The 25654-nt window shown below is 61.5% G+C and carries 26 protein-coding genes, 1 tRNA gene and 1 pseudogene; 15 read left to right on the forward strand and 13 right to left on the reverse strand.

The window, feature by feature from the left end; genetic code table 11:
• Positions 1–19: 19 nt before the first annotated feature.
• The 3 genes from ACP7AX_RS09545 to ACP7AX_RS09555 form a co-directional block, all read right to left on the reverse strand.
• Entirely contained in the window at positions 20–511 is a 492-nt protein-coding gene (locus ACP7AX_RS09545; protein ID WP_056344649.1) for a YajQ family cyclic di-GMP-binding protein, read from the reverse strand.
• A 126-nt stretch (positions 512–637) separates the two neighbouring features.
• Entirely contained in the window at positions 638–1027 is a 390-nt protein-coding gene (locus ACP7AX_RS09550) for a hypothetical protein (protein WP_131685267.1), read from the reverse strand.
• Positions 1028–1179: 152 nt separating this feature from the next.
• Positions 1180–1386, reverse strand: a complete 207-nt coding sequence (locus ACP7AX_RS09555) for a DUF4190 domain-containing protein (RefSeq protein WP_426226262.1) — start codon at positions 1384–1386, stop codon at positions 1180–1182.
• A 342-nt stretch (positions 1387–1728) separates the two neighbouring features.
• Between ACP7AX_RS09555 and ACP7AX_RS09560 the strand changes: the two genes are divergently transcribed.
• The gene (locus ACP7AX_RS09560) at positions 1729–1923 is read left to right on the forward strand and encodes a hypothetical protein (RefSeq protein WP_426226263.1); all 195 of its coding nucleotides are present in this window, start codon (positions 1729–1731) and stop codon (positions 1921–1923) included.
• 404 nt (positions 1924–2327) lie between these two features.
• Here the strand turns inward: ACP7AX_RS09560 and ACP7AX_RS09565 are convergent, their stop codons facing one another.
• The 3 genes from ACP7AX_RS09565 to ACP7AX_RS09575 all read right to left on the reverse strand — a co-directional run bounded on the left by ACP7AX_RS09565 (position 2328) and on the right by ACP7AX_RS09575 (position 5238).
• Positions 2328–2846, reverse strand: a complete 519-nt coding sequence (locus ACP7AX_RS09565; RefSeq protein ID WP_131685264.1) for a hypothetical protein — start codon at positions 2844–2846, stop codon at positions 2328–2330.
• An 18-nt stretch (positions 2847–2864) separates the two neighbouring features.
• Complete coding sequence (locus tag ACP7AX_RS09570; RefSeq protein ID WP_426226264.1) at positions 2865–3776, reverse strand: hypothetical protein; 912 nt, start codon at positions 3774–3776, stop codon at positions 2865–2867.
• Between the two features lie 178 nt (positions 3777–3954).
• A complete protein-coding gene (locus ACP7AX_RS09575; RefSeq protein ID WP_426226265.1) occupies positions 3955–5238 on the reverse strand; it encodes an IS110 family transposase in 1284 nt (427 codons plus the stop codon).
• A 615-nt stretch (positions 5239–5853) separates the two neighbouring features.
• Between ACP7AX_RS09575 and ACP7AX_RS09580 the strand changes: the two are divergent.
• The 4 genes and pseudogenes from ACP7AX_RS09580 to ACP7AX_RS09595 all read left to right on the forward strand — a co-directional run.
• Positions 5854–6321 (forward strand): annotated as a pseudogene (locus ACP7AX_RS09580) (ParB/RepB/Spo0J family partition protein); the annotation flags it as partial.
• Positions 6322–6440: 119 nt separating this feature from the next.
• Positions 6441–7658 (forward strand): IS256 family transposase, encoded by a 1218-nt coding sequence (locus ACP7AX_RS09585; RefSeq protein ID WP_426226337.1) that lies wholly within the window; start codon positions 6441–6443, stop codon positions 7656–7658.
• A gap of 154 nt (positions 7659–7812) precedes the next feature.
• On the forward strand, positions 7813–8934 hold the full coding sequence (locus ACP7AX_RS09590; RefSeq protein WP_426226338.1) for a tyrosine-type recombinase/integrase: 1122 nt from the start codon (positions 7813–7815) through the stop codon (positions 8932–8934).
• On the forward strand, positions 8931–10952 hold the full coding sequence (locus tag ACP7AX_RS09595; RefSeq protein WP_426226266.1) for a tyrosine-type recombinase/integrase: 2022 nt from the start codon (positions 8931–8933) through the stop codon (positions 10950–10952). Before ACP7AX_RS09590 ends, ACP7AX_RS09595 begins: the two co-directional genes overlap by 4 nt.
• Positions 10953–11149: 197 nt before the next feature.
• Here ACP7AX_RS09595 and ACP7AX_RS09600 read toward each other — a convergent pair whose 3' ends face one another.
• A complete protein-coding gene (locus ACP7AX_RS09600; protein WP_426226267.1) occupies positions 11150–11686 on the reverse strand; it encodes a hypothetical protein in 537 nt (178 codons plus the stop codon).
• A 19-nt stretch (positions 11687–11705) separates the two neighbouring features.
• Positions 11706–12893 (reverse strand): hypothetical protein, encoded by a 1188-nt coding sequence (locus ACP7AX_RS09605; protein WP_426226268.1) that lies wholly within the window; start codon positions 12891–12893, stop codon positions 11706–11708.
• 420 nt (positions 12894–13313) lie between these two features.
• On the opposite strand from ACP7AX_RS09605, the gene ACP7AX_RS09610 reads away from it, so the two are divergent.
• From ACP7AX_RS09610 to ACP7AX_RS09625, 4 genes are all read left to right on the forward strand, one after another.
• Positions 13314–13718 carry a hypothetical protein gene (locus ACP7AX_RS09610; RefSeq protein WP_426226269.1) on the forward strand — a complete coding sequence of 135 codons (405 nt, stop codon included), beginning with the start codon at positions 13314–13316 and terminating at the stop codon, positions 13716–13718.
• 7 nt (positions 13719–13725) lie between these two features.
• Positions 13726–14304 (forward strand): tyrosine-type recombinase/integrase, encoded by a 579-nt coding sequence (locus tag ACP7AX_RS09615; RefSeq protein WP_426226339.1) that lies wholly within the window; start codon positions 13726–13728, stop codon positions 14302–14304.
• Between the two features lie 337 nt (positions 14305–14641).
• Positions 14642–15217 (forward strand): hypothetical protein, encoded by a 576-nt coding sequence (locus tag ACP7AX_RS09620; protein WP_426226270.1) that lies wholly within the window; start codon positions 14642–14644, stop codon positions 15215–15217.
• 113 nt (positions 15218–15330) lie between these two features.
• On the forward strand, positions 15331–16719 hold the full coding sequence (locus ACP7AX_RS09625; protein WP_426226271.1) for a tyrosine-type recombinase/integrase: 1389 nt from the start codon (positions 15331–15333) through the stop codon (positions 16717–16719).
• A gap of 323 nt (positions 16720–17042) precedes the next feature.
• Here ACP7AX_RS09625 and ACP7AX_RS09630 read toward each other — a convergent pair whose 3' ends face one another.
• Positions 17043–18026: a DUF2599 domain-containing protein gene (locus ACP7AX_RS09630; RefSeq protein ID WP_426226272.1), complete on the reverse strand. Its 984-nt coding sequence runs from the start codon at positions 18024–18026 to the stop codon at positions 17043–17045.
• A 257-nt stretch (positions 18027–18283) separates the two neighbouring features.
• On the opposite strand from ACP7AX_RS09630, the gene ACP7AX_RS09635 reads away from it, so the two are divergent.
• From ACP7AX_RS09635 to ACP7AX_RS09645, 3 genes are all read left to right on the forward strand, one after another.
• The gene (locus ACP7AX_RS09635) at positions 18284–18595 is read left to right on the forward strand and encodes a hypothetical protein (RefSeq protein WP_426226273.1); all 312 of its coding nucleotides are present in this window, start codon (positions 18284–18286) and stop codon (positions 18593–18595) included.
• Between the two features lie 180 nt (positions 18596–18775).
• A tRNA-Tyr gene (locus ACP7AX_RS09640) sits at positions 18776–18857 on the forward strand.
• Between the two features lie 188 nt (positions 18858–19045).
• Entirely contained in the window at positions 19046–19471 is a 426-nt protein-coding gene (locus ACP7AX_RS09645; RefSeq protein ID WP_131682963.1) for a CBS domain-containing protein, read from the forward strand.
• A 126-nt stretch (positions 19472–19597) separates the two neighbouring features.
• Here the strand turns inward: ACP7AX_RS09645 and ACP7AX_RS09650 are convergent, their stop codons facing one another.
• Together ACP7AX_RS09650 and ACP7AX_RS09655 are read right to left on the reverse strand one after the other, a co-directional pair.
• Complete coding sequence (locus ACP7AX_RS09650) at positions 19598–20608, reverse strand: LysM peptidoglycan-binding domain-containing protein (protein ID WP_131682962.1); 1011 nt, start codon at positions 20606–20608, stop codon at positions 19598–19600.
• Positions 20609–21001: 393 nt separating this feature from the next.
• Positions 21002–21772 (reverse strand): ion channel, encoded by a 771-nt coding sequence (locus ACP7AX_RS09655; RefSeq protein WP_131682961.1) that lies wholly within the window; start codon positions 21770–21772, stop codon positions 21002–21004.
• A gap of 71 nt (positions 21773–21843) precedes the next feature.
• Here ACP7AX_RS09655 and ACP7AX_RS09660 point away from each other — a divergent pair, with 71 nt between their 5' ends.
• Positions 21844–22407 (forward strand): thioesterase family protein, encoded by a 564-nt coding sequence (locus ACP7AX_RS09660; RefSeq protein ID WP_131682960.1) that lies wholly within the window; start codon positions 21844–21846, stop codon positions 22405–22407.
• A 107-nt stretch (positions 22408–22514) separates the two neighbouring features.
• The gene (locus tag ACP7AX_RS09665; RefSeq protein WP_131682959.1) at positions 22515–22943 is read left to right on the forward strand and encodes a thioredoxin domain-containing protein; all 429 of its coding nucleotides are present in this window, start codon (positions 22515–22517) and stop codon (positions 22941–22943) included.
• A gap of 89 nt (positions 22944–23032) precedes the next feature.
• Here the strand turns inward: ACP7AX_RS09665 and ACP7AX_RS09670 are convergent, their stop codons facing one another.
• Positions 23033–23311: an antibiotic biosynthesis monooxygenase gene (locus ACP7AX_RS09670; RefSeq protein ID WP_131682958.1), complete on the reverse strand. Its 279-nt coding sequence runs from the start codon at positions 23309–23311 to the stop codon at positions 23033–23035.
• A gap of 65 nt (positions 23312–23376) precedes the next feature.
• Complete coding sequence (locus tag ACP7AX_RS09675; protein ID WP_426226274.1) at positions 23377–23799, reverse strand: ester cyclase; 423 nt, start codon at positions 23797–23799, stop codon at positions 23377–23379.
• Positions 23800–23950: 151 nt separating this feature from the next.
• Between ACP7AX_RS09675 and ACP7AX_RS09680 the strand changes: the two genes are divergently transcribed.
• On the forward strand, positions 23951–25651 hold the full coding sequence (locus tag ACP7AX_RS09680; RefSeq protein WP_131682956.1) for a LuxR C-terminal-related transcriptional regulator: 1701 nt from the start codon (positions 23951–23953) through the stop codon (positions 25649–25651).
• Positions 25652–25654: the final 3 nt, after the last annotated feature.

A 25654-nucleotide genomic window follows, 5' to 3' on the forward strand; every position in this document is an offset into this window, starting at 1 on the left:
TCACGCGGCAGAATCGTGCCTAACTGCGGAAGTTGACGAACTGCAGGTCAGCCTCGTCGAAATCCTTCAGTAGCGCCATCACGGACTGCAGGTCATCGCGTGACTTGGACGAGACACGGAGTTCGTCGCCCTGGATCTGGGACTTGACGCCCTTGGGGCCCTCGTCGCGGATGAGCTTGTTGATCTTCTTGGCAAGGTCCTGCTCGATGCCTTCCTTGATGGAGGCCTCCAGCCGGAATTCCTTGCCGGACGGGTACGGCTCGCCGGTGTCCAGGGACTTCAGCGAGATGCCGCGGCGGATCAGCTTGGACTGGAGAACGTCCAGGACTGCGAGCACGCGCTCTTCGGAGTTGGCCTTCATCAGGATCTTCTCGCCGCTGAAGTCAACCTCGGCACCCACACCCTTGAAGTCGTAGCGCTGCACCAGTTCCTTCTGCGCCTGGTTCAGTGCGTTGGCTACTTCCTGCTTGTCCACTTTGCTTACGACGTCGAACGTTGACTCGCCTGCCATGACTCTCCTTACGTTGATGGGTACCCTGGCATGCCTCTGCAGGGCGGGGATCTCTGTATTCCAGCCTAATACGGATCCGCTGCCCCGCCGTGGTGGATGTGCCCTTGTTGCGGATTCACAGTTCCCTCATAGCGGACGCACGGCGGGAACGAAGCCGGGCCGGGGAGAGTTGAAGGAGTTGAAAAGCAGTTCGAAAGGGAAGCAATGCACCGCAACGCCGTCCGTTATGTCACCCGAACCACCTCTGCAGCGGCCGAGCAGCTGTGCCGTGGTGAAGCCGTTCGTACGCTCCCTGCTAGGCCATTTGTAGTAGATCCGGTAGGGAACTCGTACCACTTCCCCTTGAACGCTGATGTCTGGATAAAAATCAATGTGGTGGTTGGTGTCCTGGATCAGTGCGAGATGGGTTTCGAGCCGTGGAGGGCCGAGTGCGCCCATGGCGACTTTCGCATCCGCTCTTGCCGATTCGGGTATCGCTCCCAGCAACAACGGATCCACAAACGACGAGGCGACCATCTAGTTATTCAACCACCACCCAAAACGTTTCCTGTCTAAGGCTTGTCTATAGGAACATCTCCTCCGGCCGCCGTAACGCTGGCGCGGGCGCAGCCTGTTAGGAGCCTGAAGATGGGACACACAGGGACACTAGCCCGGAGTGGCGGCAACTCCTAGGTGTAGAGGCCGCCCAACACAGTCAGGACTGTGAAGAACAGCCCGAAGATTCCGATGGCGTAACCGACAGCGAGGGAGGCCCGGGCAAGCTGGCGCCCCTGACCGCCGTCGCGATTGATCTGGTTGAGGGCAACGTGACCCGCTCCCACGGCGAAGACCGCCAGGACGGTGAAGGACCCCAAGAATCCAACTACGGCAACCACGCACAGGCTACTGCCACGATGGCCATACGGTTGTAGCCGGCCACGGCCGGTGAAGCTGCTGCCGCTGACATTTTACGAGTCCCCCACTCTTGATCGTTTCGGCTGAGTTTACTCCCCGCCGAGTGATACAGCCGATGTAATTCAGACCGATCTGCGTTGCACTCTCGGGTAAGGAGCCGCTTTTGATCGAGAGACAATTTAGCCCCTTGGCTTGTCTATAGGAACATCTCCTCCGGCCGCCGGTTACGCTGGCGCGGGCGCAGCACCACAACCAGGCAACCACCGGACACCCGGACTACAGTGGAAAAGGAACACGATCCACTAAGAACCTGGGGGCAGCACATGAGCCACGAGTACATCCTGACGGACGATGACGCAGCACCTGCCGATGCCACGCACGGCCAGGACATCCTCGAGCTCTCGATGTTGACCATGCCGCAGCCAGGTGCCCCCGTCGTCGATATCTCTTGGGAGAAATCGCAGCCAGGTGCCCCCGTCGTCGATATCTCTTGGGAGAAATCCCCGCTGAACTCATAACTTCATGCCGCGATGACGCTGCAGAACTGATTTCCTTTTGCTGAGGGAAAACTGAGGCCGGCCCCACGGGGCCGGCCTCAGCCCTTTAACCGCTGATAGGGCGTCCGCTGGCGCGGCCGGCTGTTGGGTCCAGTGCCGGCGCCGCAGAGCTCCGCCGGCCCTGGCCCTGTTCTGTCTACGACGATGCTCCTATAGGTGTCAATTTCACTGAAGCGGGGGGTAGAACGGAAGGCAGTGCCTTTGCGATGCAGGTTGGCCACACGTGAAGGAGAGCCGACGCGGCGCGCAGGCGACGGAGTGTTCGGCAAGCGGGTAGGGGCTGCACATAAAGATGAGGGGGCTTCGGTCAACTACCGAAGCCCCCTCATCTGACCTGAGCTGTCAGATCACCCCACGTGATGTGTTCATGAGGCGTTCTCCTGAAGGAAGCTGATTTCTTCGGGCGCTGCCTTGAGGATGTCATCACGACTGATGTTGAGGAGTGTTGGCAGGATTCCTGCGTCTTGCCACTCAACCGCTATGCCAGTCTCAGCGGCCACTGGATCGGGGAGCCTGAACCAGTAGGAGATATCCCACCTACCCATGCCTCCTCCTCCCGATAGGACCTCGGCGTGGACGCGTTGGACATCACCACCTGGACTTCCGCTGTCTGCAAAGTGGGCATCTACACTGAATTGTCCTGTCCTTGGCTCTGAGAAGGCTGCTTTTTGGGAACTTCGGCCATGTATATCCAACCCCGGGGCGCTGAGTATCTGAAGCGTGAAAGTGAGAGCTCCAGGTAGAGCCTGCAGGGCCCGGAGGGCTATTACAGCTTTTTCACTTCTAGCGAGAGTGACGTCGTATCCGGACAAGGGCGCGGACAGGACCATGCGTGGGAAAGGTTCAGAAGAGCCCCCGGAAGCCCCGGGATAGATTTTTGTCATGCGTAACTCCCAGGATGATCAGTAAAAGCAGCGCTTATCAGGCGATGTCCGCCCGACACAGTCCGCGGTCTTTCCAGATTCGTATACCCAGCCGTAGCCTATGGCGTCTACCCACAATGTCAGACCAACGGTCAGGACGGAACCGCTGAGGTCAAGGTTGTTGTTCAGATAGGTGGTGTTTGCACCCAACCGCAGGGAGGCAGTGTCCACTGCGTTTGTGACAGCGCCGCGGTTAACGGCAAACTGACGGAAGTGAGCCTCCTTAAAACGTCCGGTACTTGGGAAATAGGAAGCGGTGTGGTCCAACCGGGAAGTTGTTGTTCCTGGGTTGACTGTTGTCCTAACGGAATACTTGTCCGCAAGTTCACATCCATTGGGGCCTAGGCAACCGAAACCTTCCATCTTGGTCTCGAGATTGATCCAGTACGACCGGTCGCCAGCTGGCGCACCACTGACCCTAAAAGTGTTGGGGTCAGATGGATTCAGGTCTGCCGCGACCGCTGATTGTTGAGTTTGTTTAAAAGGAGTTGGACTTACGTTGGGAAGACCGCTTCCTCCTCCTTGTGTGATGGCTGACGACGTCGGCGAAGGCTCACTTGACGGGGTCGTCGGATTGTCGCGCTCCAACTTGTCCTGTAGCGCGTTTAGCTCCGCGAGAACAGTTGACGTCGGCTGCCCTTGAAGGCCCTCAACGGCCAGTTCCTCGCCTCCCTGTACCTTGTTCTGCCATGTGCTAACGATGCGTTTCGCCTTGTCTCGATAATCGGCGTCTGTCGCCGACTTCTGGGCGATGGCTTCGGTGATAGACCCGTCATTCACGGTGACGACAAAGATCTTGTCACTTGATGGCTGCGACGGGGATGATTCAACTGCTGGACTGGAATTTAGGAGTTCCGCAGCGTGAGCGACGGGAATACCGCCGACAAGCATGATAGCGACAGCGGAACTAGCAGCCGTTGCTCTTAATAGCGTTGATAACTTCAATGTTTCCCCCAAATGGCATTCTGTGAATCGGACTACTGGATAGGTTCATCGAACGGACCTCATCCAGCGCAGGCAGTCTGGCAGGAAGGCCGAAATAAATCCAGTCAAGTGACTTTCCCGTCTTTCAGCGAGGAACGTCATCCACGGCTGCTCTGACACAGGCAGTCAGGACATCGCTTCGCTGGTCTGAGGTGCCCTTCAGGATCAACGAAAGCCACTGGCGGTAGTTCGCGGCCAGGGTGTCGTTGCGGAGGAGCCCGCGCTCCAGTAGGGAGATCTTCGAGGGCCATTGGCCTAGTTCTCGGGCTACGGTCGTGATGGTGACGCCGAGTGTGGTGCGGGTCTGCCGGAGATCGCTGTTGTCTGGTGCCGGCTGGGGGTTGGTGATCTGGCGGTAGATTTCCCGGGCCGCATAGCGTTTGAGGCAGCGCATGATTTCCCGTTTGCTCTTGCCTTCCGCGGTGCGTTTTGCCACGTATTCCTTGGTTCTTTGGCACGATGCCATCCGAACCAGGACCACCTGATAGAGGGCGTGATTGGCGTTGCGGTCCCCGCCCCTGCTGAGCCGGTGGCGGGTTGTCTTGCCTGATGATGCCGGCACGGGGGCGACCCCGACGAGCGAAGCGAATTGGGCCTCGTTTCCCAACCGGTCCGGATTGTCTCCGACGGTGACCAGCAGCTGGCTGGCCACGTCCGTGCCGACGCCGGGCAGGTCGCACAGCATCGGGGCGTAGGCGTCGATGATTTCCTGGAGCGCTGCGTCCGCGGCGGCGATCTCTGCGGCCAAGGCCTGGCAGCGCGTGGCGAGGGCTTTCAGCGTCACGAGGGTCACGTACTCCGGGTCAGCCGTGTGCCCCGAAGGTCGCGTGCGCTGCAGGGCAGCGATCAGTGCGGAAGTGGCCAGAGCCCGGTATTTGGCCCGGAGTTTGTCCGGGGCTGAAACGAGGAGGCCTTTGATCTGGTTGATGGCCGCGGTACGGGCTTTGAGCGCGGAGGCACGTCCGGCGCGCAGGATCCGCAGGCATTCAACGGGCCCGTCTCTGGCCTTCGGGACCGACGTCGACCGGCCGTCGAGCACCGACTTTGCGGCTTCGTAGGCGTCCAGAGGATCGGACTTTCCCCTCAGCCGCCGTGCGGCCCGATTCGGTCGGTTCACCTCCAGCACTGTCAGCCCAGCGGCCCGGAGAGTCCGGGCGATCTCGGCGCCATAGGAGCCTGTTCCTTCGACACCGACGGCGGTGACCATGCCGTAGCTGGTCATGAAGTCCACGATTTTCCGGTATCCAGAGCCCACGGCCAGGAATTCCCTGTCCCCGAGGGGTTTGCCGTGTTCGTTGATCACGGCCACATGGTGCGTGTCAGCGTGAGTGTCGATACCCGCGATGACTTTGATTGCTTCGTTTGCCAAGATGGAAATTGCCCCTCAGTCGCGTCGAATGTTGATTGATCGGGCGCGGGCCAGGTGGGCAGACAAAACGGTAATGGGACTGGTCGAATCAGGCTCCTATGAAGTCATGTCCGCCTGGCTCGACACCCTTTGACGGACCTTGAGCCGGCTGACAGATCGTCGGAAAGACAGTGCCGCCAGGCACGTCAGTTTTTGGCTGGGCCACGCCGGCTCAAGGACTTTTCTAGTATTACCGTTTTGGCTGCTGTCCTGACGGATTGTACGTGTCCGCTCCTGCCCGTCTAGCCCCTCCTTCGTCGGGGCCTGCGGCGCACGAAATTTCCCTGCGGCGCTCCTTCGTCGCTGATTTCCTCCGGGAATTTCCCGCCCCTTGCCCTGCGGGTAGACAGGCCTCCGTCGGCCACAGCTCCGCAAGCTTCGCCAGCAGCCGAAACAACGGGGGGAGAGGGGAAGCTGGCCGGTCACCAAAACCGCCCCAGGCGACAACTTGGTCCGCGCCGCACCTGTATCCCGCCCGCTTGACAGACATAGAAGCGTCGGGGGGAGAGGGGACGCTGGCCGGTCACCACGAGCCGCCCCACCCACCCGAACTTCTCGGCAAGAAGGAGCAACACCATGAACGCAACACCCACGCTTGAAATGATCGACCCGGCAACCCTGACCGTTGACGTGAACGTCCGCAAGGACGCGGCGCTGACCGCTGAATTCATCGCCAGCATCAAGGAACACGGGGTGATGGAACCCGTGATCGCGCACCGCAAAGCGGACGGCACCGTGCACGTCCTGATGGGCCAGCGCCGCACCCGCGCCGCCGTCGAAGCCGCCCGGCCCCTCATCCCTGTGATGATCATCGAGTCCCCGGAAGAAGCAGAACGCATCGTGACGCAGGTCGTGGAAAACATCCAACGCGCCGAACTGACCGAAGCGGACGAGGCCGACGCCTACCACCAGCTCTCCCTGATCGGCGTCTCCGCGGCCGCGATCGCCAAGAAAACCGGACGGACCAAAACCACCATCGAGGCCGCACTCAAAGCCAAATCCACCGACACCGGAGCCGCCGCCCTGGGCAAAGGGACTGTAATTTAAACGGTGTAACTCCAGAGAATTAGGAGGTTGCCGTGACTGATGTGATTAGTGATACGACTGCTGCCGAGAGCGTGGTTGCGCCGGCTCCGGCGGACGCGCTGGATCAGCAGCAGCTGATGCAGCAGCTGAGCGAACGGGCGCGTGCGGAGGGCCTGCGGCTGACCGGTGAGGGCGGGCTGCTGTCCCGGCTGACGAAGATGGTCGTGGAGTCGGCGCTGGAGGGCGAGATGGAGGACCATCTCGGCTACGCCCGCCACGATCCGGCCGGCAGCGACGGCGGGAACTCCCGGAACGGCACCCGGTCCAAGGAGCTGTTGACCGAGGCCGGGCCGGTGCAGATCGCGGTGCCGCGGGACCGGGACGGCTCGTTCACCCCGCAGCTGGTCAGGAAGCGGCAGCGCCGCCTGTCCGGGGTTGATGACCTGGTTATCTCGCTGTCCGCCAAGGGGCTCACGCACGGGGAGATCTGCGCCCATCTGGCCGAGGTCTACGGCGCGGAGGTCTCCAAACAGACGATCTCCACCATCACCGAGAAGGTCCTGGAGGGCATGTCGGCCTGGCAGAACCGGCCGCTGGACCCGGTGTATCCGGTGATCTTCATCGACGCGGTGAACGTGAAGATCCGCGACGGGCAGGTCGCGAACCGGCCGATCTACGTGGCGCTGGCGGTGACCTGCGAGGGCACCCGGGAGATTCTTGGGCTGTGGGCCGGCGAGCACGGTGACGGGGAGGGGGCGAAGTACTGGCTGCGGGTCCTGTCCGAGATCAAGAACCGGGGCACCCAGGACTGCCTGATCGTCGTCTGTGACGGGCTCAAGGGCCTGCCCGAGGCCATCGCCACCGTCTGGCCCCGGACGATCACCCAAACCTGCATTGTTCACCTCCTGCGAAACTCTTTCCGCTATGCCTCGAAGAAGGACTGGTCCGCGATCGCGAAGGACCTCAAGCCCGTCTATACAGCAGCGTCGGAGTCCGACGCGCTGGACCGGTTTGTCGAGTTCAGCGAGAAGTGGGAGAAGCGCTACCCGGCGATCATCAGGCTGTGGACCAACGCTTGGGCCGAGTTCGTGCCCTTCCTCCAGTTCGACCGCGAGATCCGCACCATCATCTGCACCACCAACGCCATCGAGAGCATCAACGCGCGCATCCGACGGGCGGTCAACGCCCGCGGACACTTCCCCACAGAGCAGGCCGCGCTCAAATGCGTCTACTTGGCCGTCATGAGCCTGGATCCCACCGGGACGGGCCGACAACGCTGGTCCAACCGCTGGAAGGCCGCGCTCAACGCCTTCGAAGTCACCTTCGACGGACGCCTGTCCGCCGGCAAGAAATAAAACCAAATCCAGTTACACCGAAAACTTGACAGACCCTGGGCAAAGGCCACACCGTCGAGGAAGCCCTGATTCTGGCCGAATTCTTTCTTATGTGGACACTGCGCGCCTTTCAGTCGTGTGGGCCAAGGGGTGTTGCACTGGAAAGGTGACGCAGATGCGGGTTGTAACGACCAAGTCATCCGGGACGGTTTCCGCCGTGATGCTTCTGGATCCACACGGGTCAGCGGTGGTTCCAGCCTGCAGGTTCTTGCAACACATTTTGGATTCCGGAGGCAGTCCGAACACCGCTTCTGCCTACGGCTTCGATCTGAAGAACTTGTTTGAATTCCTCGAGGAGACCGGCACGGACTGGGAAGATTTCCGGCCCGCTGTGGCGCTGAACTTCTTGGGCTGGTTGAGGAGGCGGCCGAGCCGGAGACCAGCCCAGCGGCTTGGCCTTGCCATGACCGGTCCTGAGGGGCGACTACTGGCCGCGGCCACTGTTGCCCGGGTGCTGGCGGCCGTTTCAAGCTTTTACGACTGGGCCATCGTCGCCGAGATGTTCGACGCGGAGAATCCCATGCGCCGTCAGCCTGATCAGTCATTGGCCATGGTGAGTGAGCGGCACCGCCCCTTTACAGGCGGTGCAAGCAGGCAGCAGCCGATGCGGCGACAAATTAGGGTCAAGCTGCCGCTGAGACTGCCGCGTCCCTTGGCCATACCTGAAGTTGAGGCCCTGCTAAACAGCATGACTTCCCTGCGGGATCTGGCCATGGTCCTGCTGATGTTTGACGGGGGACTGCGTCCCGGGGAGGTCTTGAGCCTGCACCTTGAGGACATATCGTACGGGCGCCGGCGCGTCACCATCCGCAAACGCGATGACCATCCACGCGGAGCGAGAGGGAAATCCCGCCAAGAACGCGTTGTTGATGTGCTCGAACCCCGCACCCTGGACGCCGTCAACAGATATGTCATGCGTGAACGCCCATCCCAATCAGAGAGCCCGTTTCTCTTCCTGGTCGGCCGCGGTACCCGATCGTGTGATCCACTTTCGTACGACGCGCTGGTTCGGATGTTCGCCCGCCGGCTGAACGGGCTCGGATTGCGGGCCCCTGAGAAGACGCCGCATGCCTTGCGTCATACCCACGCGACCCTGATGTGGGAAGCCGGCATGCGCGAGTTGGCACTCCAACAACGCCTGGGTCACGCGTCACCGGAGTCCACCCGGATTTACACCAGGATCTCGGATTCTCAGGTCCGCGACGAGTACCGAGCTGCCTTGGATGCTCTCCGGTGACTTCCGCTGCACGGGCAACTGCACGGATAACCGTTCCTACAGCACGCCGCCACGCTACGGAGACCGAGTACGCTGCGTGGGTCAAGGCGTTTATCCCCCACTACGCGGCCCGCTACCAGCGTATGGCGTCCTACCGCCGGTTTGTTCAGACGTGGCCTGACCTGGAGGACTGGTTCCGGGCGCCTCTTCTCGTCCGGGCCGGCTTCGTCGGCGGACCCCTTCGCGCCACTGGGCGCACGGACACCTTCGACGCCAGCGGCTACCTGGTCTATCTGGCCCTCGTGCACGGCGTCGGGCTGGACTACGAGTTCCTGTTCGTCCGAAAGTACGCCCGGCTATTCAGCATCGAGGCCGGCGGCAAGGGGCTCGGGGTGGACCTCGGCCTCTTTGAGGCTCACACGACACGGCTGACGGAGCTGGGATACCGTCCGGAGCCATCCCGTACGAACCTTACCTGGGCGGCTGGCCGTCTCCTGCTGCATCGCGGCGACCCGGATATTACGGCGATCAACGCCGAGGACCTGTTTGATATGGCCGAACAGGTACGGTCCTTTGGCCAACGGGAGGACTTCGCGCAGCTACGGGCCGCTCTCTATCAAAAGTCCCCTTGGCAGATGACTGGCGACAACGCCGGCGAACGCTTCGCTAAAGCTCACTTGGCGAAAGTCCACTGCCTGCACGTCCTGCTGTTCAACATCGGGCAGGTCACCGACCCGCCGCTTGCTGGCACGAAGCGCCGCAAGAGCTGGGAAGAAAACCTGCTCCCAGAACCCTGCCCACCCCGGATCCGGGCCGTCATTGAGCGCTATCTGCTCACCCGCCTTGAAGCACAGTTCGACCGCCCACAGACGGTCAGGATCGCAAGGGAAGGCTTGCGGCGATTCGTGAACTGGCTCGGACGTGAACACCCAGAGGTCACATCCCTGGCCCAGCTGGACCGGACCTTGATTGAGGAATACCTCCGTTGGCTCCCCACCTACCTGAGCCAGAACACAGGCCAACCGCTGCACGTGACCACCCGCAAGCACGAGATCAATGCCATCGGAGCATTCTGTCGCGATACCAGCATGTGGGGCTGGGAGGACGTTCCGGGCGGCCCGCTGCTCACGACCCGGGACGCACCTCGCAGGCAGGAGACAATTCCCCGATACCTGCCCCGGCACGAATTGGACGCCCTGATGACCGCGATAGAAGGGCTCTCTGACCCGTTGCAGCGGACCGCGCTGCTGCTGCTGCGGTGGTCCGGTGCAAGACGGGACGAGATCCGGCGACTCACCTGGGACTGCCTCGACACCTACGCCAGCGGCCACCCGAGGCTGCGGATCCCCGTGGGCAAAGGCCATGCTGAACGCCTGATCCCTCTGCATGCCGATGCGGCCGTTGCCCTGCAGGAGACAATCAACCAAGCCAAAGCGATGAAGGCAGTGGCGCGGCGTGATCCCACTACAGGCCGGTTTGAGAACTACATCTTCGTCCGCAAAGGCAAACTCCTGTCATCCGCGACCCTCTTCGATGATGCCTTTGAAAAGGCTTGCACCGCTGGCGGCCTCGTCGACTCCAAAGGAACCAGGACCGTCAGCGCACACAGGCTGCGCCACACCCTCGGCACACAGCTCGCCGAAGGCGGAGCGCGAATTCAGACCATCATGACGATCCTCGGCCACAAGAGCGCTTCTATGTCCATGATCTACAGCCGCATTTCCGACCCGGAAGTTCGGCGGCAATACGAGGCTGCCCTTACTGCGGGCAACCGCATGGCCGGGCCGGCGGCCGAGGCACTAATGAATGACAAACTTGATGACCAGGCCCTCCACTGGCTGCAAACCAACTTCCTGAAAACCGAACTGGAGCTGGGCCATTGCCTCCGGCTGCCTGCTGAGGGTCCTTGCGAATGCGAGCTTATGCTTTCCTGCCCAAAATTCCTCACCACTAGCGAGTACGTCCCCAGACTCCAGGCACGACTGGACCGCGAGGAAGACCTCATCACCGATGCCCAGGCCCGGGGGATGGTCCCGTGAAGTCGAACGCCACGAGGCAACACAACGCCGCATCAAGAAGCTATTGAGCGACTTGGATGAGAGCCACTTTGGCGGTTAACCAATTTTTTATTTGACTAGGCGGTCGCCCATTTCGCTCACAACGGGGAACGCAGAAGACAAGAAGGGCTGCTTCCAAGGGTTGTACCAAAACCACCGATGTGCCTCAGCCTGGGCATCTACGGCCCAAAATATGCCCCCATCGTGCGAAAGCCATACATGACCGCGCCGACAGCAAGGACGAGGAACCCGATCCACCGTACGTATGAAAGTTTGTTGGTACGACTACTAAAGACAGTGACTTGTACCCAGGCTAAAGACGCACTCCAAATTCCGGCAAAGAAGGCATAGATAGCCCAGATGCCAGTAAACCCGGGATTCAGGTCAAAAGCAGTATCAACGATCGCTACTGGAAGCGCGGTTGCGCCCCCGGAGATCATCATCGCAGGAAGCTGTAGCGCCAAACGCAGGTTTCGAGAGACGTACCTGTAGGTCGGAAACCAGATTAGAACTGCTGCAACGATGGCCACGATCGACCCCCGGAAGCCTGCCTCAGCCACGGCCATAAAGGTTTCGTCCCATGTCATTGGAGTAGACCTTGAAGCCGAAGAGCCGGTGACGACGATGAGTGCACCAAGAAAGGTCGCGATGACCACTGCGCCCAAAAATGACGGCAGCCCGACATTCTTTATGCCGTTCAGTTTCTGACTGCTCATCGTCGTCACCTAACTTCGACTAGTACGCTCGGGCGTGATTGATGGTTTGCGTTCCGCAGAGACCGACGAGGCAATGGAAGCCTGCATTGTCGAGTTGGAACACGTTCAACCACTGCTCAGTGCCGGCGGTTGTATTGAATCTGGCCCAACCCTCATGGGCCGGCGCCTGCTGGCGGTTCCCGACTACCTCGACAAGCCCGGAACGATAAAATCGGATAAGCACGCTATAAGAGATTGCACCCCCGTAGTTGACGTCCCACAGCTTGCAGTGCGGGTTTGAGGCATCGTGTTTGAACCTGACCTGCGCGTATGAACCTGCAGACTGACCGTCTTGGAAAAGCATGTTAGACGTGCTCGCGTAGGAAGTGGCCACAACTTGGTTGTGTTGATAGGTAATGCTTTGGCCGACATTCTTCGCAAGCACTAACTTTTCACCGTCGGGATTCTGCCAGTTTACGTTGGCCCACATCATCGTCCGGTAGTCAGGGGCGTCCCAAGGCGCGTTGACGGGCGGAGATCTGAACCCCCGGTTGTCACCGCCAAACGTGTAGCTTGAGTCCGCCCAATTGCACATGGAAGCGTCCACTCGTGCAGGCGGGATAAAGGTCTTGTACTGGAAGGCTGTTCCGTACGTCTGATAAGTCATCGGTACAACGGCGAAGCCGTCTTTCGGTAACGTCCTGAGGGTGAAGGTCTTGCGCGATTCTTCTCCGCTGAGGTCCGCGCTGAGCGGTGTGACCACAGTAAATGTGTACTCCGAATTCGGAACCAGCTCGTTCGTTGAAAACTTTCCGCGGCTGACGCTCTCAAAGAACCTACCGTTGACGTAGACCTCGGACTTCGTAGCCTGGTTTGGGACCTCCCAAGCGAGGCTTGCAGTAGTCGGAGTGACAGCCCAAGCCGAGACAGGCTTCATCGTTGAAGTATCAAACTTCAATTGGGATGCACTCAGCGACTGAACTTCAACCTCTGGTGGAGCGCTGAGCTGACGGTCCTCGTCCCATTTCGGTTTGCCCTTGACGTCACTCGCAACTGGTCGATCCATCGGAGGCGCCTTTTGTATGACGATTTTGACCGGCGACTTTTGCCGAGTCTCGCCCAAAATGGTCCGTTCACCTTCGTCAGCATTGTCCGAGACAATCTCGATCTGGTGCTTGTCCAGGTCAGTGAAGCGGGCTGTTTGGTTAAGATCGAGAAGGATTCCCACCTCCGATTCATCGGTTCTTGCTGGCCCAATCGAAAGTAAGCAACTCCCTGCCGTTACAAACACCGCCCAAGTTGCCGTCCATTTTTTAGCCTATTTTTTCTGGAACTCCCCATAGTCCAATCCCCAATTTTCGTTAAATGGTCTTGTCGACCACTGCGGAATGTACCAGAGGATCCGGTTTCGGTGCTTGTCACATCCATTCCTCATGCGGCTCGGGGGAAAGGGTTCCCGTCCGGATATCGGCAGCGAATTCCGCTCGGCACAACTAGAACTACCGTGGACAGCGGTTCTCGGAACAGGTGAAAGCAAGAAGGCAGAGAAGAGGAGCAGAAGCTTTGACAGCTATCGATTGTCCACATAATCGAATCCGACGACGACGCGACCGAGGAACTGGAATCAGTCATCAAGGACGAACCCGACATGCTCGCCCACGTCACCCAGCAGTTGCGCGACAAGCGCGACCGCGCCGCCGCACTCGCCGCACTCACCGAGGAACTGGAAACAGCGGGAACCACTGTTGTGGAGTCAGCCGGGTACGACGCCGACAGTGAGAACGTCAGGGTCTCTTCGCTGAACCGGGCCGACGGGGAACCGGCCACCGACGAGGATGCCAACGCCGTGGCAATCACCACCAGCTACAACGGCACGCACAGCACCGTCCCGGTCATTGCAGGATGGAAGGAGCTCGGCTACACCCTCCGCTACAGCGGCTATGGCACCTCATCGGCCCCCAAAGGCCCGATGAACGAGGAGCAAAAGGCCGAACGGAAGACCCTGATCGAAAACAACAAACTGATGCAGTCAGTCCTGTTGACTGAACTTTGAGGCTGAGCTGCAGCCTCCAAAGGAGGAGGTCAGCCGTGACAGGGCACTCGTGAGCCTTTACCTATCATCAGGTGCCCGGGCGAGCGAACTCCTCGGCATCCACGGTGACCAGGTGGACTGGGCCGGACAGCGTGTCTGGGTTGTTTCAAAAGGGTCCCGGACGCTTGAACCAGTTCCCGCCTCGCCGGAGTCTTTGCAGCATTTGGCAGCGTACTTCCATGAGCATGGAACCCCGGCTCCCGGCGAGCTGATTTGGCGGGCCCTGCACGGTAAGCCGCGGCCGCTGAACTATCACGCAGCCCGGCGAATTCTGCAGCGTGCGAATGCCATCCTTGGCACGGACTGGTCGTTGCACGATCTGCGGCACACCACGATCGACCGGATGGTGTCGGATCCGAACCTGACGTTGCCAGAGGTGATGGCCGTGACCCGCCATCGGCGCGTGTCGTCGCTGGCGCCCTACCTGCGGCCGCGGATAGATGAAGTCTTTGAGAAGGTGCAGGAGCACTTTGCTGCACCCCGGCCGGAACCTACGCTGACCCCTGGTTATGACGCCGACGATTTCTCGGTGGTGTTCGGTGGATAGGGCGCTCCGCCGCCCGGAGCAGCGGCAACTTGAGCCCGCATCTGCTGGCAGGAAGCGGTCCCGCAGCATCATTACCCCCGCGCCGGCGAGTCCGCCTACGCTCCCGCCACGCCCGCAGGGTGACCTCGACACCGCAACTTTGGAGACGATCAACGGGCTGGCCGATAAGATTTGGCCGCGGTCCCAGCCCAGGTGCTCTCTACGCCGCGCCGGTTTACGTTGGGTGCTCGGTCATCTCGAAGGGCACCCTGGCGAGACGTGGCAGGAACGATGGGTCGCTTCTGGCCTGAACGACGGGAAACGCCGGAGCCGCGAGCTGAAAACCGGGAATCAGAAGGTGGACGGGGAACTGGGCCATTCGCTCCTAATCCTGTGCTGCCTTCGCGTGATTAGACCGTCCTTGGCAGCTTTCCGGGTCAACAGCTTCGTGCGCTACCACGAACATTTTGAAGCCGCTCAGAACGACCCGGACCTGAGGCGGTTTCTGACATTGGTGGACAAGCACGACACCTCTGGTCATTTCAAACGTTGTGCCCGCTTCGATGTCGCCGCGGCGTTGACGACCCAGGGCATTACTTTCGCTGATTTAACTCCGGAAGGGCTGCTTCATTACGCGATCGCCACCCGCGAAGGTGGTTGGGGCGGCGGTTACGAGTCCTATGTCGGTCACCTTGCCTGGCGGATCATGGCAGAATCCGGGCACTTCCCCAAGCACGTTCCTGCTACGTTGCGGGGTGCGATGCGGGCGCCGGCCATGACTCCCACGGAACTCGTGGACCGACACAACATTGCTGACCAGGACATTCACGCACTCTTCGTTGCCTACCTGACCCGCCGCAGCCATGACGTCGACTACACGACGCTGCGGGATCTCGCCGGAGACCTTTGCGGAAAGTTGGGGCGGGGGTTCTAAAGGTCAACCCCGCGCAGAAGGATCTTGCGCTCACGCCGGAAGACTATGGAAAGTGGCGGGCAGTCCTGGAGGTCCGGCGAGATGGTCAACCGCGTCTGAGCGCGCACGCGGTCATGACCAACATCCGGGCCTTCTACCTCGACATCCAAGGCTGGGCGGCCCAGGAACCGGAACGTTGGGCCCGGTGGGTGGCACCGTGCCCTATTGGCGGCAGGGAAACCCGGTCGCGGGCGAAAGCGAACCGGAGAGCCAAAGAACGCATGGACGCCCGGATACGTCGGCTTCAACCGGCCCTTCCAGACTTCGTCGCCGCGGTCACTGCCCGCCGAGACCACTTCCGTGACCTCCTGAAGGCGGCCACGGACGCCGCGCCAGACCAGGAAATGACCGTCGGAACAAAGCGCTACCGGCGGCTGTTCACCGCCGGGGATGCCCGGCATGCCCAGATCCATGGCCGGGCGAACATCCGGGTATTGGATGAGTCGACCGGCAAGAAGGTCAATGTCACGTTCACCGAAGATGCGACGTTCTGGCAATGGGCTGCAGTAGAGACCTTGCGGCACACCGGGCTGCGCTGCGAAGAACTCCTGGAACTGTCCCAATTGAGCATTCGGCAGTACATCCGGCCTAACGCTGAAGTTGTGGCGTTGCTGGTTGTTGCCCCATCCAAGAGTGACCGCGAACGCGTCATCCCTATGACAGCGGATTTGTTCCATGTGATCGCAATGATCATCCGCCGCCTCACCCGGAATCGCCGGGACGTGCCGTTAGCGACGCGCTTTGACCCGTATGAACGGATCACTAGCGAGCCTCAACCCTTCTTGTTTCAGCGCACCATCGGGCAGCGCACCGAGGTGATCAACCCGGGGTCGCTGAGAGATGAACTGGCTAGACTCAGCGATGCCATTGCTGCCGCACACCCGGAACTTGCTGGCTGCCGATTCACTCCGCATGATTTCCGCCGCCTGTTCGCGACAGACCTCGTCAATCACGGCCTGCCCATCCACATCGGAGCCGCGCTCCTTGGACACCTGGATGTTCAGACCACCCACGGCTACGTCACCGTCTTCCAGGAGAACGTCATCCGCCATTACCAGGCCCACTTAGCCGGGCGCCGGGCGGCGCGACCGGTCCGGGAATACCGATCTCCGAGCCCCACAGAGTGGGCCGAATTCGAGGAGCACTTTGACAAACGCAAAGTTGAGCTAGGCAACTGCGGCCGGCCTTACGCAACCCCCTGCGAACACGAACACGCCTGCATCCGCTGCCCCATGCTCCAAGTAGACCCCGGAATGATCGATCGCCTGGACGAGATCAACACCGACCTTCTCGCCCGACGTGAGCTCGCACAAACAAAAGGTTGGCTGGGCGAAATCGAGGGCATCGACCTCACCCTCCAGTTCCTCATAGAGAAACACGCCGACGCACACCGACTTGCCGGGCGCCGCATCACAAGTCTCAACTGGCCGACCATCGGCAACCAACGAAAGGCGCAGACTTAAATAGGAGTCGGGTGGTTGTATTTATTCACTGGGAATGAATGCAACCACCCAATTCAAGAACTGAGAAATTCTTTCAGCCTAAGGTGTCATGGCCGCTGTTTGGTCCGGTTTGCCAGCCATAAAATCAGGCCGGCAAGGGTGGTTATCAAGCCTAGGCCGAACAGGATCCACAAACTGGGCTGAAAGTTGTTGGTCGTTCCTTGAGCGTCCGCCTGATATCCGTTGGATATCAGCGAAACTACGCCAGCTACAAGGAGTAGGGATCCGATTAAGAACACAACAACGGGCATTCGTTTCTGACGCATCATGTTGTCTCCGTCTACTTAATTACACAGATTCCATACGTAGTCTTGGTAAGTGCCACGCCAACGCCACGGCTCGATGTTCCACGGGGTCTTATATGGAGCGCCTATCTGGTGACAGTCATGCTGCCACCTCATCTGGGTCGTGTTTGCTGCGTACTGTCCATACCAACGACCATTCACGTACTGGTAAGGCGTCTTCGCTATGGTCTCGTTCCAACTCTCGATAATAGCTGGGCCGAATGCGAAGTTGAACTGATTCCATCCGGTCGGATAGATGGAGAGGGACACCTGACCGTCCCTGCTTATCCAACCAACCGAACTGATCAAATCAGTACCCCACAGGGGATCCGCTACCACAGGGTAGACCACCTCAGAGGAGTGTTCGACAACTTGCGTTATGGTCGAACCATCAACTTCATAATGGGTTGGGACGGCGGCTCCATTCGCGTCAACAGCCCAGGCGGGGGCCACACCGCCGGCGACGCCTCCGTCAGAAGTCTGGAAGAAGAGTCCCCCTTCTACCTCAACGATGGTCGCGTTCTCAGGGAGCGCAAAGTCATAGGCGTACCTACTCGGCGCGGTCTGGTCCTCAATAACGGTGGAGATTTGAACGGTTCCATCATTCTTCACGACTGGAACCGTGGTGGAGCCGTTGCCGTTGTCGTACGCGACCACTCCTGGCTTGAGCTGCTTGCCGGGTATCGCTGCTTCGCTAAACGGTAAGGAGACGCTGACCTCGGTCATATCCGACTGAGCCCTTACCTTCTGCCCGCTGTTCTGCGGAAGAGTGACCTTGAGATTCCCTACAGTCGACGGTTCTCCAGGCCTGGAAGTGAGAATGTCTTTCAGCGGTGCGTTCTTAACAGCTCCGGGACCGAAACTCACTCGCTCAAGGGCTTCTAGCGTCTTATCATTTCCTGCAAAGGCATTTGGATTCGCAACTACGAAACTGAGTGCAAGCAAAAGCGAGATTCCGCCTGCTTGCCGAGCAGTACGTTTCATATTGACCCCCCATTTTTAACGCGGGGGCTCCTCATCGCTCCCCCGTACGATACCCATCACGCTAGCTGGTTCTAAGGGGAAAAGCCATCAAATGGAGTAACGACCACCGATCCTGCGCTCCAGGCTGGAACTTTTAATACAAACGCCCGATTCGAGGCGCACTAACTTCGCGACGCTCGGCCGGGCGGAGGAAGAGGTAGCACCCGAGCATGAAATTGAGTTGAAAAGTGCAGAGAAGCTACCACCGTCCGCCGCGAATGGGTCAAAGACCTGCTGGCCAGGAAGCAGGCACCCAAGGGCTGGCAGTACTTCACCGTCCACGCCATCACCCACCACGCCGAAACCGCCAGCGGATACGAGGGGAAGGCGCCGTCGCCACCGCAGCCACTTCCGTTGCCGCTGCTGCGATCGCAGCCTCCATCATCTTCAGCCCGGTCCCGGACGCCTCTGCCCGCATGGACGGCGTAAGTGAGGACCTGCTGCGCGCGGTCCAGCTCAAGCAGATCACCGAGGAGCAGGCCGTAAAGTTTGAGGCCAGGCTGGCCGGAAGGATTCTGGGCGACGCCTGATTCCCCTCTGTTCCGCGGAATTCCAAGGCTTTTCCGGCCCATTCCTACCGCCTGCTGCCCCGATTCGATTCTTCGGCAGAAGTTCTGTAAAGTTGTCTTGCCCGCGGTTACTGGAAGCGGAACGGCCCGGAAACGGACGTTCTGAACACTGCAGCCGGGGGTGATCTTCTTTTGAAGTTCGGCAGATTACCCGAGCGGCCAAAGGGGGCTGACTGTAAATCAGCTGGCAACGCCTACGGGGGTTCGAATCCCTCATCTGCCACCCAAAGAAAAGGCTCCGGAACCACCAGGTTCCGGAGCTTTTTTGTGCCCCCACACCACACGCCCGTACCACGCGCCCGCACCCGGAATCCGTCGTCGACATCTGCGCGGGGCCCGGCGTAGGCTGGCAGCATCGGCGCATGTGCCCCGGTACCCTGCGTCGATACCTCAATCGATGAAGGAGGACCAATGAGTGCTGTACGTGAATTCATGACTACCGATGCAAGGTGTATCAAGGAAAACCAGTCTCTCGTAGATGCCGCCAGGATGATGCAGGATCTGGACTGCGGATCACTGCCGATCTGTGGCGATGACGGCAAGTTGAAGGGCATGATCACTGACCGTGACATTGTGCTCAAGTGTGTTGCTGCCGGCCGCGACCCGCGCGAAGTGATGGCCCGCGACCTCGCCTCGGGCAAGCCGCATTGGGTTGACGCCGACGCGAGCGTTGACGCCGCCATCGAGATTATGGAAAAGTACCAGATCCGCCGGCTGCCGGTTATCGCCGACCACCAGCTCGTGGGGATCATCAGCCAGGGTGACATCGCCCGCAACTACTCGGAAGAGAAGGTCGGCGAGCTGGTGGAGCACATTTCCGAGCGCCATCCTATGTAGCCACGCAATTCGGAATCACCCGGTTTGATCACCCGGTTTCAACCGCAATTCGAAACCAAAACCAGCGCCACGGAGTCCGCTCCGTGGCGCTGGTCTGTGTTCGAATATGGTCTTGTCCGTGGAGGATCAGTTCAGCGCAATCAGCAGCATCTGGCTGGTGCCGGGGATGCAGGTCTGCAGGATGGCCCGCGGGAACCCGCCGAAAACGCGGATGACGTCGTTGGTGGTTCCCGGGTTCGGGACCTGGCCACGCGCCGTTGCCGTGTATGTTCCGTAGCCGGGGATGCTGACTGTTTCGCCAACGCCGATTCCGGAGAAGCGGGCCCAGCCGCCGCAGAAATCATGCTCGGTGATGAACAGCGAGTAGCCGTCGTTGGGTGTGTAGTGGATCGGCCCGATGCAGGCATCCACCATGGCCTGTCCGCCGGCGCCTGCCACGTAGATAGTCCGGACTGCGGGTGCTGCCGGGACCACCGGAGCCTGGACAGGAGCCGGTGCAGGTGCCGGTGCGGGTGCGGCAGCAGCCGGTGCCGCCGCAGCAGCGGCAGGAGCGGGCGCGGGGGCTGCGACGGCGGGCCCGGTCAGCTTCAGGGTCTGGCCGGGGACGATGATGCTGTAGCTGCCCAGGCCGTTGGCGGCGAGCATGGCGTTCATGTCCACGCCGTACCGGGAAGCGATCCCGCCCACGGTGTCGCCAACGGCCACGGTGTAGAGGTTCGGATCGGCCGCCGGAGCCGCTGCCGGCGCGGGTTCGGGAGCAGGGGCGGGTTCTGGGGCCGGGGCCGGCGGAGCAGCAGGGGGCGGTGCTGCCTCTGCGTGAGCCGCAGGCTGCACAGAGTCAGCCGGGACCGTGCCGGCAACCGCTTCGTCCAACGGCACAGCAACCAAGGGCCGGGCGACGGACACAACTGGTGCTGCCGCCGTCGTGATTGATTCCGCGGGCGGCGGGACCTGGGCTGTGGGTGGCGGTCCTGACAGGACTCCGACGCCGACGGCGGAGACCACGGCCGCGATGGCCATGCCGGCCCACAGCCGGTTACTGACGGTACTGCGGCCCGGTGTGAGGTCTGCCCGGGGGATGTCGGTTTCGAAGTTTCGGTGGGGAGGTTCGGTGGTATTGGCGGTCAGCTGATTCATGGGTGGCCCATCGCAGGTCGGCCCCGCCAACAGCACCGCGGTTTATCATCCGCTTAGTGCCACATTGCAGGACGGATCGGGGAGAGATGCGCTGACGCGGTCCCGGCCGTGACCGGACCGCGCACGGATGCGCACGATGGGAGTTGCCCGCATACCCAGAAGATACGGAAACTCCGCTATGAAGCGGCATCATCCACCCCAGCTCGGAGGATGCGCCAGCAACTTATTCGGCCCTAGGAACTCCGAGTCTAGGAAACAGGGAGGGATGCGGCCCGAGTAGGCGTTACCCGAATATTCGCCACGGATACTTGCCGCTGCTGCCGTTTCCTACCTCAACTCTTCACGCACCACTACCTGCCCGCGGGGCACAAAGATTCAGAACGTCACTGCAGGTCAGAGGCTGCGGCGTTCCTTCAGCTCCGCAGTCCCGCGCAGCTCTGAAGTCCCGCGCAGCTCGGCGATCTCGCGCCGCAGCGAGGCGATCTCCTCCACCAGTTCACCCAGTTCTGCCCGGACAGGTTCCTCTGCAGTTTCCGTGGCCTCTTCAACGGACTCCTCCACGCGCTGGACCAGCCAGGAGGCTATCGAGGCGGTGACCACACCCAGGACGGCGATTCCGCTCATCATGAGTGCCCCGGCCACCATCCGGCCGATCGGTGTAACGGGGTACATATCGCCGTAGCCCACGGTGGTGATGGTGGTGATGGCCCACCAGACGGCGTCGCCGAAAGTCAGGATCTTCGCGTCCGGGGCGGACTGCTCAACGTCCAGCACCGCCAACGCCCCCACGAAAACCAGCAGCGCGGCTGATCCGGCAACGTACGTGACCACCCGGCCCCGAAGGGTTTCGCCGATGGTGCGGTGGAGGACGGAAAGCAGAGTCACCAGGCGGAGCAGCCTCAGCGGGCGGAAGAACGGCAGGGCCACAATGAGCAACTCGTGGAGGTTGAAGAGGAACCAGCGGCGGCGGTCCGGGGCCAGCCACAGGTTGGCGGCGTAGTCCAGGGCGAAGATGCCCCAGGTCAGCCACATCACGGTTTCAAGCCATTCGGCGCCGGTGCCCTCAACGCGGCCGATCACCTGCCAGGCGTAGGCCGCCAGGAATACCAGGGCTGTGCCCATCAGCGGCCACTCAGCCAGGTCCCGGTAGCGTTCTTGCGTCATGGCCAAAATCCTACGCGGCCAGACGCGGCGCTCTGGTTGGCGGCAATGTTACCGGCGGGTAACATGAGGACATGCACCTCCTCCTGCGAACCCTTGTGATGCTCTTCACCTCAGCCCGCCGCTCCGCGCTGACCATCTGGGACACCTCGTCCCTGCCGCTGAAGGTCCTGCCCACGGACATTGACATCGCCATGCACGTCAACAACGGCATGTACTTTTCCCTGATGGACCTGGGCCGGTTTGACCTCATGGTCCGCAGCGGCGTCTGGAAAACCATGCGGCGGCGCGGCTGGAGCCCGGTGGCGGCGGGCGAGACCATCGCCTTCCGGAAGTCCCTGCAGCTGTGGCAGAAGTACAGCATAGAAACCAGGATCATCGGCCTGGACGCCAAGGCCATCTATTTCGAGCAGCGCATGGTGGCCGACGGCGAAATCTACGCCCGCGCCTACATCGCCACGCGCCTGGTCAGCAAGGGCAAACCCGTCAGCCAGGAGGAGATCCTGCGTGAGTTCGGCCAGCCGCCGGCGGGCCTTGAGCTACCCGACTGGATCCACGAGTGGCGCGAAACCAACGCCCTTCCCGGCAGCCGGACGCCGGCCCCGCACGTGTGGGAAACAGTGGCAGACAGGGCTTAAGCGCCTGCCTGCAAATTAGACTTTCTTCCTTATTCCCGATGACGCGGGGAGCGAACAGCGGACCCCTGGCCGCGACATCCGCCGCACGCTCGCGTACCGTTGAAGCCATGGCTACCGTAGACATCACAGGTGAACAGTTCGCATCGACCATCGAAGGCAATGACATTGTCCTGGTGGACTTCTGGGCTGAGTGGTGCGGCCCGTGCAAGCAGTTCGGGCCCACGTACAAGGCAGTTTCGGAGAAGCACGCCGACGTCCTGTTCACGAAGGTGGACACCGAGGCCGAGCAGCAGCTCGCCGCCGAGGCCGGAATTACGTCCATCCCCACGCTGATGGCGTTCCGCGAAAAGGTGCTGGTGTTCTCCCAGCCCGGTGCCCTGAACGCGCAGCAGCTCGAACAGGTTGTTGATGCGGTCAAGGCCCTGGACATGGACGAGGTCCACGCCCACGTGGCGCGCTCGCAGGAGGAAGCCGCGGCGGCTGCTGGCAGTAACCCAGCGGGTCCGCAGGACGGCACCCAGATCCCCGGAGCGTGATGCGGGGGCGGCTGACCGCTCCCTGAACTTCCAAGCGGGGCCTCTCAATGGAGAGGCCCCGCTTCGCTTTATCAGGACTTGGTTAGCGGCTAGATGCGCTCCACCTTGACCGGCTCGGCCAGCAGTGCACTCAGGGACTCGTTCAGGTCCTGGACAGCTGTTCCCTTGGAGTGCTTTTCCAGCTCCTCCTCGGACGCCCACTGCTCGGTCAGGACCAGCTTCTCTTCAGTGGCCTCGGTCAGCTCATAACGGATGCAGCCGGGCTCGTTCACCACCTCGTCGATGGCGATTTCCAGTGCGAGCTTCACGCGGAAGAACTCGCCTTCGTTGGGGATGAATGTTGCCAAAAGGTCGATGGGTGCAGTCATGGATTTCACAATACCGGGCAGCCGCGTCCCGCGTTGGTGCGGCCCCCGTCCAGACCCTTGCGGCCTCAGGTTGCCCGGGCCAGCTCGATCTGACCAACCAAGGCCGCAACATCGTAGTAGCGGCGCTCCTCAATAACTTCGTCGTCGGCGTTGAACGTTGAGAAGACGGCTGCACGATTCTCGATGTGGCTTCCTGTAGCGGGTACTTCGCCGCCTGGCACTGCAAGCGGCCCAAGGTGGGTCCCTTTTACAGTGAATTCGGCGATGACGGTTGCGTTGTCCTGAATCAGTGGCCCCAACGTGAAACGGGTATCCGGGAACGCGCGCAGGAATTCCGCCATGTCCTGTTCTATTGCGTCCCGGCCCTTAAGCGGCTCCGGATAGAGGGGGTCGCGGACCACAGCGTTGGCTGCGTAGATTGCGGCGAAGGCCTTCGCGTCGTGCGCGTTGACGGCCTCCACTGCCCTGGCAAAAGCGCTTGCGCTCATCATTTACTCCTTGTAGTTGTGCCTGTTGTCCCTTCTCCGGACTCCTTCAGACTGCCCGGATTCATGGCCCCGGGGATCGGTCAACTGACCCATTTTGTGGTGGCAGCGGGATCCCTAGGGGAGCGATGGTGTGAAGTGCTGTAATTGAAGCGTGGCGCTGGAGGATTTGACGGCGAAAGGCTACGAGGCACTTGAAGCGGGGCGGTGGGCCGATGCCCGGGCCGCGTTTGAGGAAGCCGTTGTGCCCATCGGATCAGCAGACGCGCTCGCCGGCCTGGGGGATGCCCTCTTTTTCCTCGGCGACGTCGGCGAAAGCGTTCGGTGCCGTGAGCGGGCTTACGCTGTGAGCCGCCGTACAGGCAGAACCCCTGAGGCGATCGACTCCGCTGTATGGCTGTGCCTCGTCTACGGGATGTCGCTCGGCAACCGGGCAGCGGCGCAGGGCTGGCTTGCCCGTGCTGAAAGCATGGCCGGGCCTGATGACACGCTATCCCGGGCCTGGATCGATTTTTGCGCGGCGCTGCTGGCTACTGATGTCCACCGCAGCCGCGATCTGATCGAGCGTGCGCTGGCCATCTCCCATGAGTTGGGCGACCCGGACCTTTCAGTCTGCGCGCTGGCAGAGCGCGGGGTGGTACTGGTCAAGGACGGGGAAGTTGAGGCCGGGCTTCGCTGCGTGGACGAGGCAATGGCCAGTGCCCTTGCCGGCGACGGTACGACGTTCTACACGGTGGTCATGGCGGGCTGTTCCATGCTCACGGTGTGTGACCTCCTCAGCGACCTGCTACGGGCGAGGCAGTGGTCGCAGGCCGCGGACGATTACATGCAGGCCTACGGGTGCCCCTACCTTTACGCCCAGTGCCGCCTGGTCCACGGACGCGTCCTCCTGCTGACGGGCAACTGGGCCGAAGCTGAAGAGGAGCTGAGGCGGGCCGCGGCCGGCACGAGAAGCGTTTTCCCCGGCATGTTCCACCGGGCCATTGCAAGCCTCGCGGAGCTCCGCCTGCGGCAAGGCAACCTCGACGAGGCCAGGGCACTCATTGAAGGCATCGGCATGCCGGCGGAGGCCAGCCTGGTTGCGGCAGGCCTGGCCCTCCGGAACAACGAACCCGTGGCCGCCGTGGCACTGGCGGAGCGGTGGCTTCGCTCTGAAACCGGCAGCACCGGCGGCACCGTTCCGCCGCTGCATGCCGGCGGGGAGCGTACGTCCCTCGAGACAGCGGGTGCACGGAGCCTGCTGGTGGAAGCGCATCTCGCAGCCGGCCACCCGGCGGCTGCCGCAGCCGTTGCGCAGCACCTTGCCGAGCTCGACGGCGGCGCCGAAGGAGTGCGTTTACTGTCCGCCCATGCCGCGCTGGCCAGTGGGCGGGTTGCCGCCGCCGAGGGGCGGCTGGAGCGGGCCACCATCCATTTCGAACAAGCCCTCGAATGGTTCGCACAGTTGGACCTTCCGCTGGAAGCCGGGCGAACGCGGCTGGAACTGGCGCGTGTCCTGGCCGCGGGCCAGGCCTCTCTTGCCGTCTCCGAGGCCAGGGCTGCGCTGTCCTTGTTCGACAAACTAGGGGCGTCCCACGACGCGGACGTGGCCGCGGCTTTGTTGCGTTCCTGGGGCGCCGCGGGCCGGGCTGTTCCCCGCGTCACCGGCCCTCTGACACGGCGGGAGCAGGAGATCCTGGGGCTGCTGGTGCAGGGCTATTCGAATCATGAAATTGCGGTGCAGTTGTATATCAGCCGGAAGACCGTGGCCCATCACGTCAGCAGCGTGCTGGACAAGCTGGGTTTGCGGAACCGTGCTGAAGCCGCGGCCTACGCTGCCCGCCTGGGCACCCGCCAGGTTGGCCTTAGGACCTGAGAC

The organism is Pseudarthrobacter sp. DSP2-3-2b1, from assembly GCF_049895945.1.
Classification (GTDB): domain Bacteria; phylum Actinomycetota; class Actinomycetes; order Actinomycetales; family Micrococcaceae; genus Arthrobacter.

What these genes read in the sequence shown, in the direction of transcription:
- ACP7AX_RS09545 (WP_056344649.1), bottom strand. Translation starts at nt 511, where the DNA reads ATGGCAGGCGAGTCAACGTTCGACGTCGTAAGCAAAGTGGACAAGCAG.
- ACP7AX_RS09550 (WP_131685267.1), bottom strand. Translation starts at nt 1,027, where the DNA reads ATGGTCGCCTCGTCGTTTGTGGATCCGTTGTTGCTGGGAGCGATACCC.
- ACP7AX_RS09560 (WP_426226263.1), top strand. Translation starts at nt 1,729, where the DNA reads ATGAGCCACGAGTACATCCTGACGGACGATGACGCAGCACCTGCCGAT.
- ACP7AX_RS09565 (WP_131685264.1), bottom strand. Translation starts at nt 2,846, where the DNA reads ATGACAAAAATCTATCCCGGGGCTTCCGGGGGCTCTTCTGAACCTTTC.
- ACP7AX_RS09570 (WP_426226264.1), bottom strand. Translation starts at nt 3,776, where the DNA reads ATGCTTGTCGGCGGTATTCCCGTCGCTCACGCTGCGGAACTCCTAAAT.
- ACP7AX_RS09585 (WP_426226337.1), top strand. Translation starts at nt 6,441, where the DNA reads ATGCAGCAGCTGAGCGAACGGGCGCGTGCGGAGGGCCTGCGGCTGACC.
- ACP7AX_RS09590 (WP_426226338.1), top strand. Translation starts at nt 7,813, where the DNA reads ATGCGGGTTGTAACGACCAAGTCATCCGGGACGGTTTCCGCCGTGATG.
- ACP7AX_RS09600 (WP_426226267.1), bottom strand. Translation starts at nt 11,686, where the DNA reads ATGAGCAGTCAGAAACTGAACGGCATAAAGAATGTCGGGCTGCCGTCA.
- ACP7AX_RS09610 (WP_426226269.1), top strand. Translation starts at nt 13,314, where the DNA reads ATGCTCGCCCACGTCACCCAGCAGTTGCGCGACAAGCGCGACCGCGCC.
- ACP7AX_RS09625 (WP_426226271.1), top strand. Translation starts at nt 15,331, where the DNA reads ATGACCAACATCCGGGCCTTCTACCTCGACATCCAAGGCTGGGCGGCC.
- ACP7AX_RS09630 (WP_426226272.1), bottom strand. Translation starts at nt 18,026, where the DNA reads ATGAAACGTACTGCTCGGCAAGCAGGCGGAATCTCGCTTTTGCTTGCA.
- ACP7AX_RS09635 (WP_426226273.1), top strand. Translation starts at nt 18,284, where the DNA reads ATGGGTCAAAGACCTGCTGGCCAGGAAGCAGGCACCCAAGGGCTGGCA.
- ACP7AX_RS09645 (WP_131682963.1), top strand. Translation starts at nt 19,046, where the DNA reads ATGAGTGCTGTACGTGAATTCATGACTACCGATGCAAGGTGTATCAAG.
- ACP7AX_RS09650 (WP_131682962.1), bottom strand. Translation starts at nt 20,608, where the DNA reads ATGAATCAGCTGACCGCCAATACCACCGAACCTCCCCACCGAAACTTC.
- ACP7AX_RS09655 (WP_131682961.1), bottom strand. Translation starts at nt 21,772, where the DNA reads ATGACGCAAGAACGCTACCGGGACCTGGCTGAGTGGCCGCTGATGGGC.
- ACP7AX_RS09660 (WP_131682960.1), top strand. Translation starts at nt 21,844, where the DNA reads ATGCACCTCCTCCTGCGAACCCTTGTGATGCTCTTCACCTCAGCCCGC.
- ACP7AX_RS09665 (WP_131682959.1), top strand. Translation starts at nt 22,515, where the DNA reads ATGGCTACCGTAGACATCACAGGTGAACAGTTCGCATCGACCATCGAA.
- ACP7AX_RS09670 (WP_131682958.1), bottom strand. Translation starts at nt 23,311, where the DNA reads ATGACTGCACCCATCGACCTTTTGGCAACATTCATCCCCAACGAAGGC.
- ACP7AX_RS09675 (WP_426226274.1), bottom strand. Translation starts at nt 23,799, where the DNA reads ATGAGCGCAAGCGCTTTTGCCAGGGCAGTGGAGGCCGTCAACGCGCAC.